At 61.5% G+C, this 15,731-nt stretch carries 11 protein-coding genes; 8 read left to right on the top strand and 3 right to left on the bottom strand.

Translation table 11 applies throughout. From position 1 onward, the window contains the following. The first annotated feature begins 170 nt into the window (after nt 1-170). From AC1REK_RS12590 to AC1REK_RS12565, 6 genes are all read left to right on the top strand, one after another. On the top strand, nt 171-1,973 hold the full coding sequence (locus AC1REK_RS12590) for a mechanosensitive ion channel family protein (protein WP_492267778.1): 1,803 nt from the start codon (nt 171-173) through the stop codon (nt 1,971-1,973). Between the two features lie 430 nt (nt 1,974-2,403). After that, nucleotides 2,404-3,744 carry a DUF1254 domain-containing protein gene (locus AC1REK_RS12585; protein WP_492267779.1) on the top strand — a complete coding sequence of 447 codons (1,341 nt, stop codon included), beginning with the start codon at nt 2,404-2,406 and terminating at the stop codon, nt 3,742-3,744. 11 nt (nt 3,745-3,755) lie between these two features. Then, nucleotides 3,756-5,297: a DUF1254 domain-containing protein gene (locus AC1REK_RS12580; RefSeq protein ID WP_492267780.1), complete on the top strand. Its 1,542-nt coding sequence runs from the start codon at nt 3,756-3,758 to the stop codon at nt 5,295-5,297. 164 nt (nt 5,298-5,461) lie between these two features. Next, nucleotides 5,462-5,722, top strand: a complete 261-nt coding sequence (locus tag AC1REK_RS12575) for a DUF3302 domain-containing protein (RefSeq protein WP_492267781.1) — start codon at nt 5,462-5,464, stop codon at nt 5,720-5,722. Next, nucleotides 5,719-6,660 carry an HlyD family secretion protein gene (locus tag AC1REK_RS12570; RefSeq protein ID WP_492267782.1) on the top strand — a complete coding sequence of 314 codons (942 nt, stop codon included), beginning with the start codon at nt 5,719-5,721 and terminating at the stop codon, nt 6,658-6,660. The genes AC1REK_RS12575 and AC1REK_RS12570 overlap by 4 nt, the downstream gene beginning before the upstream one ends. 17 nt (nt 6,661-6,677) lie before the next feature. After that, nucleotides 6,678-8,096, top strand: coding sequence for a DUF1254 domain-containing protein (locus AC1REK_RS12565; protein WP_492267783.1), 1,419 nt, complete (start codon nt 6,678-6,680; stop codon nt 8,094-8,096). Nucleotides 8,097-8,107: 11 nt separating this feature from the next. On the opposite strand, the gene AC1REK_RS12560 is transcribed toward AC1REK_RS12565, so the two are convergent. From AC1REK_RS12560 to AC1REK_RS12550, 3 genes are all read right to left on the bottom strand, one after another. Further along, on the bottom strand, nt 8,108-8,869 hold the full coding sequence (locus AC1REK_RS12560) for a bestrophin-like domain (protein WP_492267784.1): 762 nt from the start codon (nt 8,867-8,869) through the stop codon (nt 8,108-8,110). 38 nt (nt 8,870-8,907) lie between these two features. Next, nucleotides 8,908-10,089, bottom strand: a complete 1,182-nt coding sequence (locus AC1REK_RS12555) for a patatin-like phospholipase family protein (RefSeq protein WP_492273796.1) — start codon at nt 10,087-10,089, stop codon at nt 8,908-8,910. Between the two features lie 880 nt (nt 10,090-10,969). After that, nucleotides 10,970-12,766: an arylsulfatase gene (locus AC1REK_RS12550; RefSeq protein ID WP_492267786.1), complete on the bottom strand. Its 1,797-nt coding sequence runs from the start codon at nt 12,764-12,766 to the stop codon at nt 10,970-10,972. A 1,505-nt stretch (nt 12,767-14,271) separates the two neighbouring features. On the opposite strand from AC1REK_RS12550, the gene dgt reads away from it, so the two are divergent. Both dgt and AC1REK_RS12540 read left to right on the top strand, forming a co-directional pair. Continuing rightward, nucleotides 14,272-14,922: a dGTP triphosphohydrolase gene (gene dgt / locus AC1REK_RS12545; protein ID WP_492267787.1), complete on the top strand. Its 651-nt coding sequence runs from the start codon at nt 14,272-14,274 to the stop codon at nt 14,920-14,922. After that, nucleotides 14,898-15,485: a hypothetical protein gene (locus AC1REK_RS12540; protein ID WP_492267788.1), complete on the top strand. Its 588-nt coding sequence runs from the start codon at nt 14,898-14,900 to the stop codon at nt 15,483-15,485. Before dgt ends, AC1REK_RS12540 begins: the two co-directional genes overlap by 25 nt. Nucleotides 15,486-15,731 lie beyond the last annotated feature (246 nt).

Here is a 15,731-nt window from a genome sequence, read left to right as displayed (position 1 = left end):
GAAATGGCAAGACAGGCGGTCGCCTATGCTGGGAAGGGGTCTAGCTCAATGCCAGATGCGGCTGTCGCAACGACAGTTTTGTCTGTGACGCAGGCTAAACGTTCTCCGGATTCACCAACCGTCTGGCGCGGACAGACTAATGCCGTCGACTTCCACACGAGACAGAGACCATGGCTGCCAATTTACGGACCGACGAGCTCGAGGCTGCAACCGCGATACTCCATCGTTTCTCTATGCTGATCGAGAACGGTCTGGCAGCGAGGTTCTCGGGATGGCTCTCTTCCGGTGGCGCGTGGCAGGATTTCGTCCAAAGGCTCGAAACCGCCGGCTATAATCCCGCACTGCTGGCTCTCAGTATCGTAGCAATTTGCCTGATCGCCATTACTGCAACGGCAGCGATTGCCAGCTCAATCGTCAGCAGATTGCAGGCTCGGCCGCTTCTGTCCGCGGCGGCCTGGTTCGCGGCTGTCTTGGTCGTGGTGCTGGCGTCCTGGGTCCTGCTGGTAAGTCTCATCTCCGATCAAGTGCTCCGCCGCGCCTTGCTGAACTGCGTCGTGATCTCGGCTGTGGCGACCATGATATGTTTCCCATTGACCACAGGTCGCAGGTCGATCTTCTCGCGTTGGCGGCGTGATCTTGCCGTCGCAATCGGAATCGCGTCCGGCGGCCTGGTGGTGTTGGCCTGTTTGCGCGTATGGAATGCGGCCGATCCGCTGCGCGATCTCTTCGCAACATTCGCGGTGTCTTTGCCTTTCACGGTTCTGGTCGCAGCGGCGTATCTTCGTCATCGCAGGCTGGTCACCAGGGCACTGTCCTTCGGCAGCAGGGCTGGATCGCTGCGCCGGAAGCTGGCCGCAATCTGGCCCTGGCTCGTGGTCGCGATTGTCCTACTCGCTTTTGCCTTCATCCAGCTGGATTTGACGATTGGAAGGCCGACGCGGGGCGGATTGTTGCTGATTTCGCTTCTTCTGGCTCTCGCCGCCCCCCATCTCGACGTCGCCATCGAAAGGCGCGGCTGGCTGGCGGCTCGATCGCGGGGAGGCGAACTGACCGGCGCGCTATGGCGGACTTTCCGCATCGTGGTCGCCTCATCGATTCTCGCCGTACTGGCGACCCTCTGGCTCCTGCCCATTCTGGACGTCGTCGGCATCTCGCGGGGCACTGTCGTGCTGAAAGCCGCCGAGATCCTGATGCTCGTGCTGGTCATCGCCTTCTGCTGGAACTGGGTGGCGATCATGGCCGCGCGCATCAGATCTCATGCGCCGGGCGATCCCCATGTCACCACCGCCGTGGTCGGCACACGACTGACCACTGTCGGCCCGCTGCTCGTGGGCCTCGCCAAGGCCGCGCTTCTGACGCTGGGGGCTCTAACCGTCCTAGTCATGTTGGGGGTCAATGTCTGGCCGCTGATCACCGGACTCTCGATCTTCGGCCTGGCGATCGGTCTCGGCTCCCAGACATTGGTCAAGGATGTGGTGGCCGGCCTGTTCTTCCTCGTCGACGATGCCTTCCGCCACGGCGAGTACATCGAGACCTCGGGGGCCAAGGGCACCGTCGAGAGAATCTCGTTGCGCTCAGTCTCCTTGAGGCATCCGCGCGGCCCGGTTGCGACGATCCCCTTCGGCCAGATCGGGAAGATTCAGAACTTCAGCCGTGAATGGGTCGTGGAGAAGATGCTGTTCCGGGTGGCTTTGGATACCGATGTCGAAGCCGTGCGAAAGCTGTTCAAGAAGATCGGTCAGGAGGTTGCGGCGGATCCGGAACTGAACGCCGATCTCCTCGAGCCGTTCAAGAGCCAGGGCATCGCCGCGCTCGAGGAAGGCACTCTGGTGATCCGCGGTAAGTACAAGGCCCGGGCCGGGCGGCAGTTCCAGATCCGCAAGGCGATCCTTTCCAAGGTGCGCACCACGCTGGCCGAGAACAATATAAAATTGGTGCCCAAGCCGCTTCACGTGCCGCAGATGGGTGGCTGAAGTTCGGCTAATCATGTCCTGCTCTCCGCAAACGAGTTGGGACTTCATTATATTGGAAACTATGTGATCGACCCCGTTTGCGAAGAGTTTAGTGTGCAGCAGTTCAACCCTAGCGTCTGATCTGATATGCGGCACAACCCCGTCGACTCCCGCGACGAGCTTGCCATAGGCTGAGCGGCGGAGGGGCCACGCGGCCCATCGGAAGTCCGTCATGTCGGTCAGCTACCGTTCTCTTGGCGCTGCTCGGCAAGCGTGGATATCAAGGGAGGTTGTTGTGAGCATTGCTGCCTACAGGAGGAAAGCGACACTGGCCGCCGCGCTCCTCTCCACCGCATTCGTGCTGCCTCCTTCCGAGGGACGCGCTCAGGCACAGCCCGCTGTCCCGGAGTTGTCTCAGGCACGGCCCGCGGGACCCGTCTCTGGAACCACTTTGCAGAAAGCCTATGTGCGCGAGATGGCGAAGTCCGCCTACGTGTGGGGCTGGCCGCTGGTGAACCTGCACAACCGTCGCCTCGTCTTCTCGCAAGTGCCCGAATCCGGTCTTGGCGACGGCGTCCTGCCTGTCGCGCCGCTAAATCACCTGACGATGCTGACCGACTATATCGCGCCCGAGGAAAGGGCGGTCGCCTGCCCGAACCAGGATGTCGTCTACGGCTTCGGCATCTTCTCGCTCGACAAGGAACCCGCCGTCTTCCAAGTGCCCGATTTCGGCGACCGTTTCTGGGTCTACCAGCTCGGCAACCAGCGCACCGACTCGATCGGGCAAGCCGGCAAGATGTACGGTACGAAGCCGGGCTTCTACATGGTTGTGGGGCCGGACTGGAACGGCAGCGTTCCCGATGGCATCGCCGGCGTGTTCCGGTCGCCGACGAACCTCGCTTACATCATCCCGCGCGCCTTCGTAGACGATACCCCCGAGGACAAGCGCGCGATCCAGCCGGTGATCAGCCAGATCATGGCCTATCCGCTCAGCCAGTTCGACGGCAAGCAGAAGACCAAGGACTGGAGCAAGATCCCGAAGCTCGCGGACCCTGCCGGCGGCAAGCAAGGCGGCGGCGCCGAGACGCAATGGGTGAAGCCGGACAAGTTCTTCGACGAACTCCCGGCCATCCTGAAGGAAGTGCCGCCGATGCCGGGCGAGGAGGCGCTCTATGGCTGGCTCGGCTCGATCCTCGAGGCGGCAGCGAAGGATCCGGAACTGAAGGCCACGCTGAAGCAATCGGCGCTCGAGGCCGACAAGGAGATCCTGACGCCGCTCAAGGCCTTCCGCTATTCCGGCGTGCCGGTGCAGAACGGCTGGACCTCGCCGCTCAACGGCGCGAATTTCGGGACGGATTACTACACCCGGACCGCCGTCGCCCGCACCAACATCTTCGTCAACGCGCCCAACGAGACCGCGTATTTCTACCAGGAATACGATGGCGACAAGAAGCGGCTGAACGGCAGGAGCGCCTACACGGTGACCTTCGCCAAGGGCGAGGTTCCGCCCGTGGACGGCTTCTGGTCGCTGACGCTCTATGACGCCGACCACTTCTTCGCGCCGAACGAGCTCAGGCGCTTCTCGCTCGGCACCAAGAACAAGGACCTCAAATACAATCCCGACGGATCGCTGACGCTCCATGTGCAGCGCTCTCGCCCGAGCGCGGACAAGGTCTCGAACTGGCTGCCGGCGCCCAAGGGTGATTTCGAGCTCTATATCCGCGCGTACTGGCCGAAGGAGTCCGTCCTCAAGCGCCAATGGGCGCCGCCGATCGTCAACCGCGCCAAGTGAGGAACAGCAGCATGAAAAAGCTCAGTTTCGCCAAAACGATCGTCACGGCAGCGTTCGCCTCTGTCCTCGGCCTCGGTTCGTCGGCTCTTGCCCAGTCCTCGCGCTATGAAGAACTGTCGACCCTGCCGCTGACGGAAGGCTATCTGTCGAAGTCCGACACGGCGAAGCTCAAGGACGAGTTGCTGTTCCAGCGCGCGGTCCAGTCCTATCTCTGGGCCCAGCCGGCGCTCAACATCTTCGCGATGAAGGAAGGCTCGGAGAAGCTCTTCGGCAAGGGCTACAACATCCTCCCCGTCTGGAAGGAGCGCCTGAACGCCAACACCCAGGTCACCACGCCGAATTCCGACGTCATCTACGCGATGGGCTATCTCGACCTGAAGCAGGACGGGCCGATGGTGCTGGAGGTGCCGCCGGGCCTCCAGGGCATTCTCGACGATTTCTTCCAGCGGCCGATCTGCAATCCGGCGCCCGTCGCGGAGAAGACCTGGTATCCGGAACCCTATTCGAAGGACATCTGGTGCGGCGATGTCGGCCTGCCCGGACCGGATAAGGGCAAGGGCGCGAAATACCTCGTGATCCCGCCCGACTACACCGGAGAGATCCCGAAGGACTACATCGTCTACAAGTCGCGCACCTATAACGTCTTCGTCTTCTGGCGGGCCTTCTTCCACGATCCCAAGGATCTTTCGGGGCCGGTGAACCTGATCACGCAGACCCGGATCTACCCGCTCGGCAAGAAGGACGGCGCCAAGCCGATGCAATTCCCGGATGGCTCGGCGGCGGCGCCGAAGATGCTCTATCCGCAGGATGGCAGCGCCTTCGACATGCTCTCGCGCTTCATCGACAGCGAATATGTCGATCCGACCGACGCCGACATGCGCGGCATGCTCGCCAGCATCGGCATCATCAAGGGGCAGCCCTTCGCTCCTGATGCGCGGACGCGCGAGATCCTCGACCGGGCCGGGCGCACCGCCTTCCGCATCGGCCGCGCCATCGCCTACGATCCGCCGCCGATCGTGCCGAACACCCGCTGGTACAAGGACCGGCAATGGGTGAACCCGTTCCCGGCGAATACCGAGTTCACCGGGCCGTCCTTCAAGTACCTCGATCTGCGCACCGGCTTCTTCGCGCTTGCCTATTCGGCGAGCCCGGCGATGGCGGTGAACATGGCCGGAATGGGCGCGAAATATCCCGTCGCCTTCACCGATGCCGATGGCGATCCGCTTTCGGGTGGTAGGTCCTACAAACTGCATCTGCCGAAGGACATCCCGGCCGGGATCTTCTGGTCCGTCACCGTCTATCGGCCAGAGACCGCCTCGGGATTGGCCAATGGCCAGCCCTTTCCGTCTCTCAATACGATGGACAAGCCGGAGATGAATGCCGACGGCTCGCTCGATCTCTATTTCGGGCCCCATGCGCCGTCCGGCAAGGACAAGAACTGGCTGAAGACGGTTTCCGGCCAGGGCTTCTTTGTCATCCTTCGCCTGTACGGTCCGACACAGCCCTTCTTTGATCAGAGCTGGGTGCCCGGCGATGTGGAGAAGGTGAAGTAGTAGTGCCGCAATTTGCCTCGACGATCGGACTGGATGAATGATCCAGGCCGATCGCCCCGGTAAACGGCTGCTCCCCCGTTCCTCACACTGAATTTAGTCGGTTCCAGTCAATGGACCCGGCCTCGTTCTTGCCGACCGGGCTTCTCGAAACGAATGAGCACGACATGAGCGCACTCGACATCTTCGCCTGGATCGTCCTGGTCGTGCTTTTAGCCAGCACCGTTTTTGTAATCGTCTTCATGGCAATGTGGCCGGGTGTGGTCGCCAAGCGACGTAACCATCCCTGGGCGGAGGCCGTCGCGATCGGCGGCTGGGTAACGCTCTTCCTCGGCTTTATCCTCTGGCCGGTCGTTCTGATCTGGGCCTATGTCGACGTGCCATCAAGCTCGCGGCGGCCGGTGCTAGACGAGAAAGCGGCACGATGATCGTCGTCCTCCTCAATAGCTATCTCGCGCTGCTCTTCATCCTCGTAAAGCTGCGCGTCGTGCCCTTCAACCTGTTCTGGAAGGTCTCGCCGGTTCTCGTCCTGCTGCTCCTGCTGATCGGGTTGTTCATTCCCATGGGTTGGGGCGCGCCTCAGGGGGCGGCCTTGGTGGTGCGTAACTCGGTGGCGATCGTTCCCGACGCGGCCGGCGAGGTCATCGACGTTCCGGTACAACCCAACCAACGGCTCAAGGCGGGCGACGTGCTCTTCCGAATCGATCCGGTGCCGTTCCAATCCCAGGTCGATGCGCTTAGCGCCCAACTCAAATTTCAAGAGACGCGCCTTGCCGAGATGACGCAACTCCAAAATCGGGGAACCGGCCGCTCCTTCGATGTCGAGCAACGCGAGGCCGAGGTCGAGCAACTCAGGGCACAGCTCATCGGTGCCCGGTGGAACCTAGAGAAGACCATAGTTCGCGCCCCGGCCGACGGCTACGTTACCAATCTGGCGCTGCGCAAGGGCGCACGGGTGACCAATTTGCCGCTCGCCCCCGTCATGGCCTTCATCGACACCTCGGACACGATCGTAGGCGTCGAGATCAATCAGATCGACGCGCGCTATCTCGCCCCTGGCCAGCCTGTCGAACTGACCTTCAAGATGACACCCGGCACGGTGCAGACCGGCAAGGTCGAGAGCATTCTCCAAGCCGTCGCCTCGGGGCAGGTTCAGACCTCAGGGCAAGCAGTGACGCCGAAGGCGCTCCAGGCTGCCCCCTTCGTTGCGCGCGTCCGGTTCGACGACGAAGGCTTCGCGAGGTCCCTTCCGGCTGGCAGCGTGGGCACGGCTGCGATCTTTACAGATCGCGTCAAAGCCGCCCACGTCATCCGGAAGGTGCTCCTGCGGCAGATCGCGATCACGAACTACGTCAACCCGTTCTAGCAAGATGGAGGATCACCATGAGATCGGTTCTCTCAATCGCCGCTACAGAGCTTGTCGCCGCCTTCGCGATCGTGTTGATCGCTTCCAATACGGTGCAGGCCCAGACCCCTGGACCGGCCCCGAAACTACCTCCCGAGCAGGTGCGTGAGGAAAAGGCCTATGCGGCGGGCGTGCAGACGGCGATCTGGGGGCAACCCTTCGTCGACAACGTCCACACTCTGGGAGCGGGTCTTAAGGCCGGTGCGGTCGGTTTGAACTACTACCGCAAGTTCCCCGACCTGAAGACGGCCGCCGACAAGTTCGTCAACACACCCAACAACGTCTCGATCGATGGCTATGGCGCGGCCGATCTCGGGACGGAGCCGATGGTTGTCAGCGTCCCGGCTCTCACCGAGAAACGCTGGTACATCGTCCAGATCGGCGACTACTACGACCAGATCGTCTACAATATCGGCGGCAGCAAGGATGCCGAGCCGGGTCTCTTCCTGCTCACTGGTCCGGACTATCATGGCCCCATCCCCGCCGGCATGAGGGAGATCAAGGTCCGCACCCGCCTGGCGGTCGTCGCCAACCGTGTCTTCGTCAACGGCGAGGCCGATCTTCCCGCCGCCCGCGCCGTACAAAAGGGCTTCCACCTGCTGCCGCTCTCGGTCTTCCAGAGCCAAGGCTTGCGCTACGAAATTCCCAAGCAACCGGATATCTCGCGCTACCAGTTCGCCCCCACCGGGCCGGAGGCGCTGCGTGTGTTCGAGACGATCGGGTTTGGCATGAAAACCTTCCTGACCTTGTCCGACGATTTCGGCGATGCGGATGTCGGAGCGGCCCATCAGATCGGCCTAAGCGTGGCCAAGGGCTTCGACTGGCAGTCGCTCGACGAACCCACCAAGCGTGGCCTCGCGAGGGCTGCGGTAACCGCCAAGGCCATTATCGAGGACACGTTCGCCAACGCGGCGGAGAACGTGAACGGTTGGCGCTACATGATGGGCGGCGGCCGGGCCGGGGCGAACTACGCCGTGCGGGCGGCCTTCGCGGCGAACCTGACCGGCGCCAACGTGCCGGAGGAGATCCTCTATCCCAACACCCGCGTCGACGATAAGGGCGCGCCGCTTACGGGCACCAAGAAGTACGTCCTGCACTTCAACGCGGACAAGCTGCCGCCGGTCTCTGTCTTCTGGAACCTCAACATGTACGACGAGAAGGAGTTCTTCATCGAGAACGACTTTAAGCGCTATAGCATCGGCAGCACCACGGACGGCCTCAAGAAGAACTCTGACGGCTCCATCACCATCCTGATCCAGAACGAAAGGCCCGCGGACACCTCCAACTGGCTGCCGGCGCCCAAGGGCGACTTCAACCTGACCATGCGGCTCTACGGCGCCCAATCGCCCATCCTCGATGGCTCCTATCGGCTGCCGGGCGTACGCGTCCAACCCTGAGCTCAAGCCCATTACCGTGACAGCGCGGCAATAATCCGGTCGATGGGGCCGTGAGAGACGCTCATTGGGCCGCCGAAAGGCACGTCCATATCGACGATCAGATAGATGGTCGCTGCCATGAGGCTGGCGGCCAGGACGATCGACGTGACGACGACGAAGTTTGCCGGGGCGCGATAGCCGAAGCTCGCGAAGATCAGGATGAGCCAGAGGACCACCATGCCAAGAAGAGCCGGCCGGATCGTCCCGTCAGCCTGCTGAATGAGCTTCCAGCGCAAGTCAAAGATTGTTTGATATTTCGTCAGAGCCTGCTCCCAAAGAGCCATCTGTGCGCCGTCGGCCGGCTTCATCGCGCGCAGACTATCGCCCGCCCGATCGAGCAGATCTTCGCCGATCTGGTTTGCGTCAGCCTGGGCGGAGACCTTCGTTCGGGCAGAAGCATAGGCCTGCTTGACGTAGTTCAGGAGGTCGCGGCGCGTGGCGTCGCCCTCCTCGCCGAAGCGTCGCAGGAGCTTGTCGAGCAGGATGATCTCCGTGGCCATGGCATGGACATCGCGATCGGCCGTTTCGAAGGTGTTCTTTGCGGAGTTCACCATGAGGCCGAGGACGAGCGAGGTCACCACGACGAAAACGTTTGCGACCAGCCTGACAATCGCGGCCGTGTCCTCCTGGCGGTATCGCTCGGGCAGCCTGCGGTGCAGGAAGAGGCTTGCCAGGCCAGCCAACGACAGGACGGCAAAGACAGTCAGGGCGGCGATAAGTTCGTAACCGGCCAAGGGCGCTCCCCTCCCGCAAATCTGGTCGGTTTTGGGTGCTAGCGAGCCGCGACGTCAGTGGCTTCGGCGGACCGGATTGCAGGCGGTGCAGCCACCCACGCCTTCCTGCTGCGGCCATGCTCACGCCCGAATGCATAGAGCTTCCGCATTTCCTCGGTGTCGAACAACATGGTTCCCGCGTCATCGACCTCGGCGGGAATGTAGGTAAGATGGAAGGCCAGCCGGTTCCGGCGGGAAAACTCGTAGGCGGATCGCAGAACCGAGCCCGACCGCGCACCGATCATCGTCGATAGCGAGCGGCCCACGATCGGGATCGTGCCATCCTGCGTCACCTCGAAGGACGGCTCCAGCTTGCCGTTCATGATGACGAAGATGTCGCCGCTGCGACCGGCCGGACGTTCTCCCCTGACGATGCGATCGGGAATGATGAACACGTTGGAGTAGACTCCTCCGTCGACATGCATCTCGCGGAACATCCGGATGTCGCTCTGGGCTGCGATCATCGTCGGCGTGAACACGCCGGGGATGCTGGCCGACGCGGTCAGAACCTGCCTGAAGAGATCGTCGGCTCCAGCGACGCCGCTTGCCGCGATGGCGCCCATGTTCCAGATCACCGGGCGTTGGGCGTCGAGATTGGTGGTGAGGACGAGCAGGCGCCGCCCCTTGCGATGTTCCTGGGCGACGGCGGCGATGATCTCCGGCGTTACGAACCGGCGCGAGAGCGCAAGCAGCTTGCCGCTGTCGAAGACGCCCGGGCCGAAGAGCGCCCGCAGCGGATCCGGATCATCGACGAGCGTGATCCCGTAGCCGGCCGTGTACATTTCGCGGAGCGTGTCGTCATAGGCCTGGCCGAGGAAGGCGAATGGCGCGATCAGTGCGCCAGTGCTGACGCCGGACACGATCGTGAATTGCGGGCGCGTGCCGGTTTCGCTCCAGCCCTTCAGAACGCCGGCCCCGAACGCACCGTCTCCGCCGCCTCCGGACAAGGCGAGGTAGGAGAATCGTGCGCGTGACTGGCGGGCGAAGCTGTTGGCGTCGTCGGCCAGGCGCGTCGAATCCGCCCAATAGCGTGCGGACGGGATGCCGGGTATCTGGGCCGAGGCCTGCTCGGCAGCGGTGAACTGATCGCGCATCCCGGCCGCGCAGCTCCCGAGGGCGAGTGCGAAGAGGAGAGCCAGGGCTCGACGACCTTTTCCTGCTTTGAAGACCTCTGTCACCACGTCACCTTCAGTCCGAGCCGCCCGTCATAGGCATGGGACCGGCCGTTCAAGCCGATCTGCGCAACGAGGTCGGCAGCGGTCACCGAGCTTCGGTTCATCATTACCGAAGTGGGATGTGAGGTCGAGATCGACGGCAAGTACGCGGGCGGTCATGTGCGACCCAAGAACAAGGCCGAGATCGCGTCGATCACTCTTGCTTGACTTGGCCTTTCCCAGCACGGGCGGAAGCGAGAGGACGACCCCGAGCAGGACTAGCCCGAGCGCCGCCGCCAACGCCCAGAGGGCGCCGCGAAAGCCGAGCAACTCCAGCCGCAGAGCGCCGAGGAAGAGGCCGAGACCCTTGTTCTTCGAACCGGTGAACCAGGAGATCCAGCAACGAAGCCGCAGCGGCCCCTGCCGCCGGATCGGACGTCAGCTTTCTGGCTCTGGTCGAAGGCCTAAAAGCGACCCATCTCGGACGCTTCCTCAACATTCCTCAATGTCGGGAGAGGCGGCGTGAGCGGACGCAAATGCGAAAGTCCCTGGGCCAGATATGGAGATCCGGCCCAGGTCAATCCTCAGTCCCCGGTAGGAGCCCCGAGACGATAATCCCTCTGCAACTGCCGGGTGCTTGAAGGATAGAGCGACTGGCATTCACGCCAGTAGCCGGATTTGGGTTGCCTATTATTGGGATCCGCGCAAATCGCGGCGAGCTGCTGCTGCCGCGATTGCGAGCTCTGGCAACCGGAAACGAGCAGGCCAATGGATAGTGCAATCCCTGTCAAGACGTATGCGTTCATCACAACCTCCCTTGATCGAGGTTCGGGTGCTCGCCAACATATGATGGAAGCGAGCAGGCGCCCCCGAGCGGAAGCGCCCGCCGGGTTACTTTCGTCAGAGGTCAGTCGGAGCGGCCTTTCGTGTTCTTAATCTGATCCATGACCTGATCGAGGTTGTAGCTCGCTGGGTCCTGCATCGGCGGGAACTCCTTGTAAGATAACAGTTCCTTCATCCACAGCGCTTGGCCGATTGGCAGCATGTTCCAATCGTAGACGTAGGCGGTGGAGGGGGAGCCGATCGTGCCGCCCATACCCATGAGTGTCTTGTATTGCGAACCGATCGAAGTTTCGAAGGGATCTCGCTTGATATTGACGACCTGGGCCCAGTGAAAGGGGAGCACGCCCGAGATGAAGCCCGCCGGCGAGTCGGACACCATCGCGAAGTAGATCTTCCAGTTCTTGTAGCGCACCGCCGATGGGTCTTTGCCCGAATAGTAGAAGAACGTATCGCGCGCCGACTTTTCCGATCGCCCGAGAAGGTATTCCGCCTGGTCGACGCCATCGAGCTTGGTCTTGACGATGCCGGGATAGCTTCCGGCCATGATGCGCTGGTTCAACGCATCGCCCTTGTCCCCACCCGCGAGGTTGACGAGTGTAGGCAGCCAGTCGAGCGCCGCAAAGATCTCGTTCTTGATTGTGCCCGGCCGGATGCCACCAACTGGCCAGCGCACGAGCGCGGGGGCGCGCATGCCTCCCTCCCAGGTGCTCAGCTTGCCGCCCTTGAAGGGCGTCGTGCCGCCGTCCGGGAAGGTGATCGTCTCGGCGCCATTGTCGGTGGTGAACACGACGATCGTGTTGTTGAGCTGGCCCATGTCCTCGAGCTTCTTGAGCACCACGCCGATGTTGTCGTCCATCTGCTTCATGCCAGCCTCGTTGAGGCCCCAGTCCTTGCCGCCGGGCTCGCCGATCATGGCCTCGTATTTCGGTGAGAGAACAGTCGTGATGTGCATGCGCGCCGGGTTGTACCAGGCAAAGAATGGCTTGTTGGTCCGTCGTGGGTCGTTACGCTCGAGGAAGTCGACGACCTTGCCAGAGATTTCCTCGTCCACGGTCTTCGAGCGTTCTAACGTCAGCGGACCTTCGTCCCGGCACGTCTGATTGGCCGCAGTACCGTTGGAGGATGTGCAGAACATCACGGGGCGCGGCGGCGTGAGGCAAACGGTTGTGCTTGGATCGACCGCGCCGGGAACCGGGGGGAGACCCGGGATCGCCGTGTTCATGCACGGCGGTGCGACGGTCTGTTGGGTCGCGGTCCTATTGATGTCGGGGAAGCTCACGCCCTGCATCGCGTCGAGGTGATACAGATAGCCCCAGAATTCCTGGAAGCCATGTGCGGTCGGCAGTGCGTCAGTGTGATCGCCAAGATGATTCTTGCCGAACTCGCCGGTATTGTAGCCGAGGTCGAGCAGGAATTTGGCAAGCGCCGGGGTTCCCGGCCGGAGATAGGATGGGCTGCCCGGCAGTTGGGGCGGTATCATTCCCGTCCGCAACGGGTGCATGCCCGTGAAGAAGGCATTGCGGCCGGCCGTGCAGCTCTGCTCGGCGTAATAGTGCGTGAAGAGCGCGCCTTCCTGCCCAATCCGGTCTATATTGGGCGTCTCCCCGACCATCAGGCCGCGGTGGTAGATGCTCGGCTGCATCAGGCCGATGTCGTCGCCCATGATGAAGAGAATGTTCGGTCGAGGCGGTGTCTGGGAAGGCGTCGGCGTCTGCCCTTCGACAGGCGTCAATGCCGCAGCACCGAGCAACGCGGTCGCGCCGAGCAGAGCTGCACGGTATCGCCCGTGCCAACCATAAAGCGCGTGCTGTAAGTAGTTCTTGATCTCAGAAAGCCCACCCATCTCGTTTCTAGGCGCCATTTTCACCTCCAACATTTTTCGAAACCTAAGGCCTCATGAATGGAGACTCCTCGATATGGGCAGCAAACAGCTTTCCGCCGTCAGATCTTGAGCAGATCTTCCGAGGAGTGCGTTATATTCTAAGTGCGTTTGTATACGATCGAGCAGTTGGCCAGAGTATTTTGGCAACAAGTGCTTCAAGAGATAGCTGGTGACGTAGCGGCCAATTGCCCAAATGCTATATAGACCGCTCTGACTTCGATGTGAAACGAATTTGGGTTCAGCAGAGCGGCGGCTGCGGGAAGGCGCGCCGATGGGCGCTTCGTCGAGCTAGTCAATCTAGTGGTGAATTCGCTATGTGGCCCGCAAGCAGACGCTTGACCCGACGGATCGGCATGTCAGCAAACCACCCCTTCTGCGACCTTCGGAACGTCTGCTCAAAGATCCCGGCGACCTTCCCGGAGCCGGCAGATGCAGCGCGAGGCGGGCACGCGTCACCGAAATTCTCGGCCGCACCGCGAAGGTGGCAACCCGTCCTAATCAGCTATTTTCTGACGCTTCGGTGACCTTTCCACCTAATGCCGGATCGCCGCAACCTTCACGAGAATTTGCAGTTCCAGCAGTGCAAAACTTTGGGTCCGTTCGGAACAAAACTTTGGGTCGGAAAGCTGTTTTGGGGGGTGTTTTGGAACAAAACTTTGGGTCGGCCGTCACGGCTGTGAAGGCCGACCCAAAGATCTGCACCTAGCAGCCAAAGTTTTGTTCTAGCTCTGGCTGCTAGGGCTGAGAAAAGAGGGGACACGCAAAAGTTGTGGCGCCGCTGCGCAAGCGGAGAGCTGTGAGTGGAGCTATAGTTTGCCTTTTTTTGATGCATCCGCACGCCGCAAATGACGCATCAGCCTGCCGCAGTCGCAATGGCTTCGAGACAAGGCCCGAAACAGGCGCACACAAAAAAGCCCGGCTTCGGCCGGGCTTTCAATTCCAGGTATGAGATGGGCGAAGCATCTCGACCTTCTTCCGCTCTCGCCGCGAGGTGACATCGGCGTCGGTCTCGGCGATGTCCCTGTAGACGACCAACCGCCACGATGAATCGCCGAATTGCCCGCGCGGCCAGCTACCTGTCCGTGGAGCAGTCGATCTAGCCGCACAACCAGTCCGCGCCTCACACCTGCGGTGACGGAAGGGGTGGGACTGGGGAACGTCGCCAACGGCCCTGCTCCGATACATCCTGTTGAAAAGCAAGATCGCTTTTGCGGGGGCTCCTTCGGACTCGCTATAATCCGACGTGACTGACACGCTAACACCAGAAGCTACCTAAGGTCATCGAGGAACGGGTTGCCGCCGAGCAAGCCGAAGCCGAGGAGGGCGCGGACGAGGTTTAGGCGATCACAGCGTCAGGCGGGGGGGGAAGTGTGACAACAACTTGGGAAGATCGGCGAAGCGGGTGGATCAAGCACCCCGAAGACGCGCGCTCCAATCACGATATAGATTACTCCCGTATCGTACATTCGGGATCCTTCCGCCGATTGCAGGGAAAGACCCAGACCCTCAATCTGGGGGACAGTGACTTTTACCGTACGCGCCTGACCCACACGATGGAGGTCGCGCAGATCGCTACCAGCCTGGTTCGGCAGCTCGAGCTTTTGAAAAGCCCCGTCCACGCCATCCTTCCCACCAGCAGTCTCATCCAGGCCGTGGGCCTCGCTCACGACCTCGGGCATCCCCCGTTCGGCCATGGCGGCGAAGTCGCCTTGAACTACTGCATGCGCGATCACGGCGGTTTCGAGGGGAATGGGCAGACGTTACGCATTCTCTCCCGATTGGAGAACTTCTCGAAGGCAGATGGTGCCGACCTGACGCGTAGGGCGCTCTTGGGTGTCCTAAAATATCCGGTCGCCTTGACCGATGTTGAGAATCCGCAACTCAAGCCCACCCTAGTGGAGAACCTCACGACTATACGCACGATCGATCGCGCGCTGTCCAAGCCTCCCAAATGCTACATGGCTTCGGAACGCGACGTGGTCGATTGGATTTTGGATCTCGTGTCTACTGCGGATCAGGACGAGTTCCGATCTTTCGATGATGTTACCGGCAAGCATGCGGCCCCTCGGCACAAATCCTTTGATTGCAGCATCATGGATTTGGCCGACGCGTGCACGACCTGGAGGATGCGATAGCGCTCGGCCTTGTCGATCCGCGATCATTCGCCACTCATGTCACCGAGGATATATGCTCTCACTTTCTTGATATCCTGAAGAAGAAATACCCGAATGAGAGCCAGAACAACGTCTACGACACTCTTATATCAGGCCTTTTCGCCGGAGGCGGGACACGCAAGCGATATATCGGCCGCCTCGTCCACCACTTCGTCACGAACGTTATTATTGAGGAGGTTGGAGTCTTTACCGAGCCGTTGATGCGGTATCGTGTTTCCTTGCCAAAGGAACACAAAGCCTTTCTCAAGGCCCTCAAGAACGTCGTCAAGTTCGAGGTCATTCGAAGCGCCGAGGTTCAGCATCTGGAATTCAAAGGCCAAAAGATGGTGGTATCGGTCTTCGAAGCGTTCCTATCCGAGCCGCGCGCCTTGCTGGCCCAAGACGCCTACAAGCTGTTCGAGGATTCCAAGGGCGATGTGCGCGTGATCTGTGACCATGTGGCGGGCATGACGGACAGCTATCTCCTGAAGACCTACGACAGGCTCTTCAGCCCGCGCATGGGCTCCGTTTTCGATAAGCTATAGCGAAATCGGGCAGTTGGTTCTTGGGGCTTTGCCCCCGGCGCGCTGCAAGAGGCTTCCGCCCAGCTTCACTCGCTATCGTTCGTTGCAGCGGGTTCCCGCGAAGCCTCTTTCCGCGCGCGCCCCCATTCTCGCCGAACGGCCGGGGCGCAACACGGTTGCACCGATTCGGCAATTGCCAATTCCCCGGCTGTGACAAGCTCAGCCAAACGGCTGTGTGACGGTCCCGTGAGGTCCAAAGCGGACGGA

The organism is Allobosea sp. GW823-FHT02B03 (genome assembly GCF_058797755.1).
This window is presented reverse-complemented; position numbering and strand designations above follow the sequence as displayed.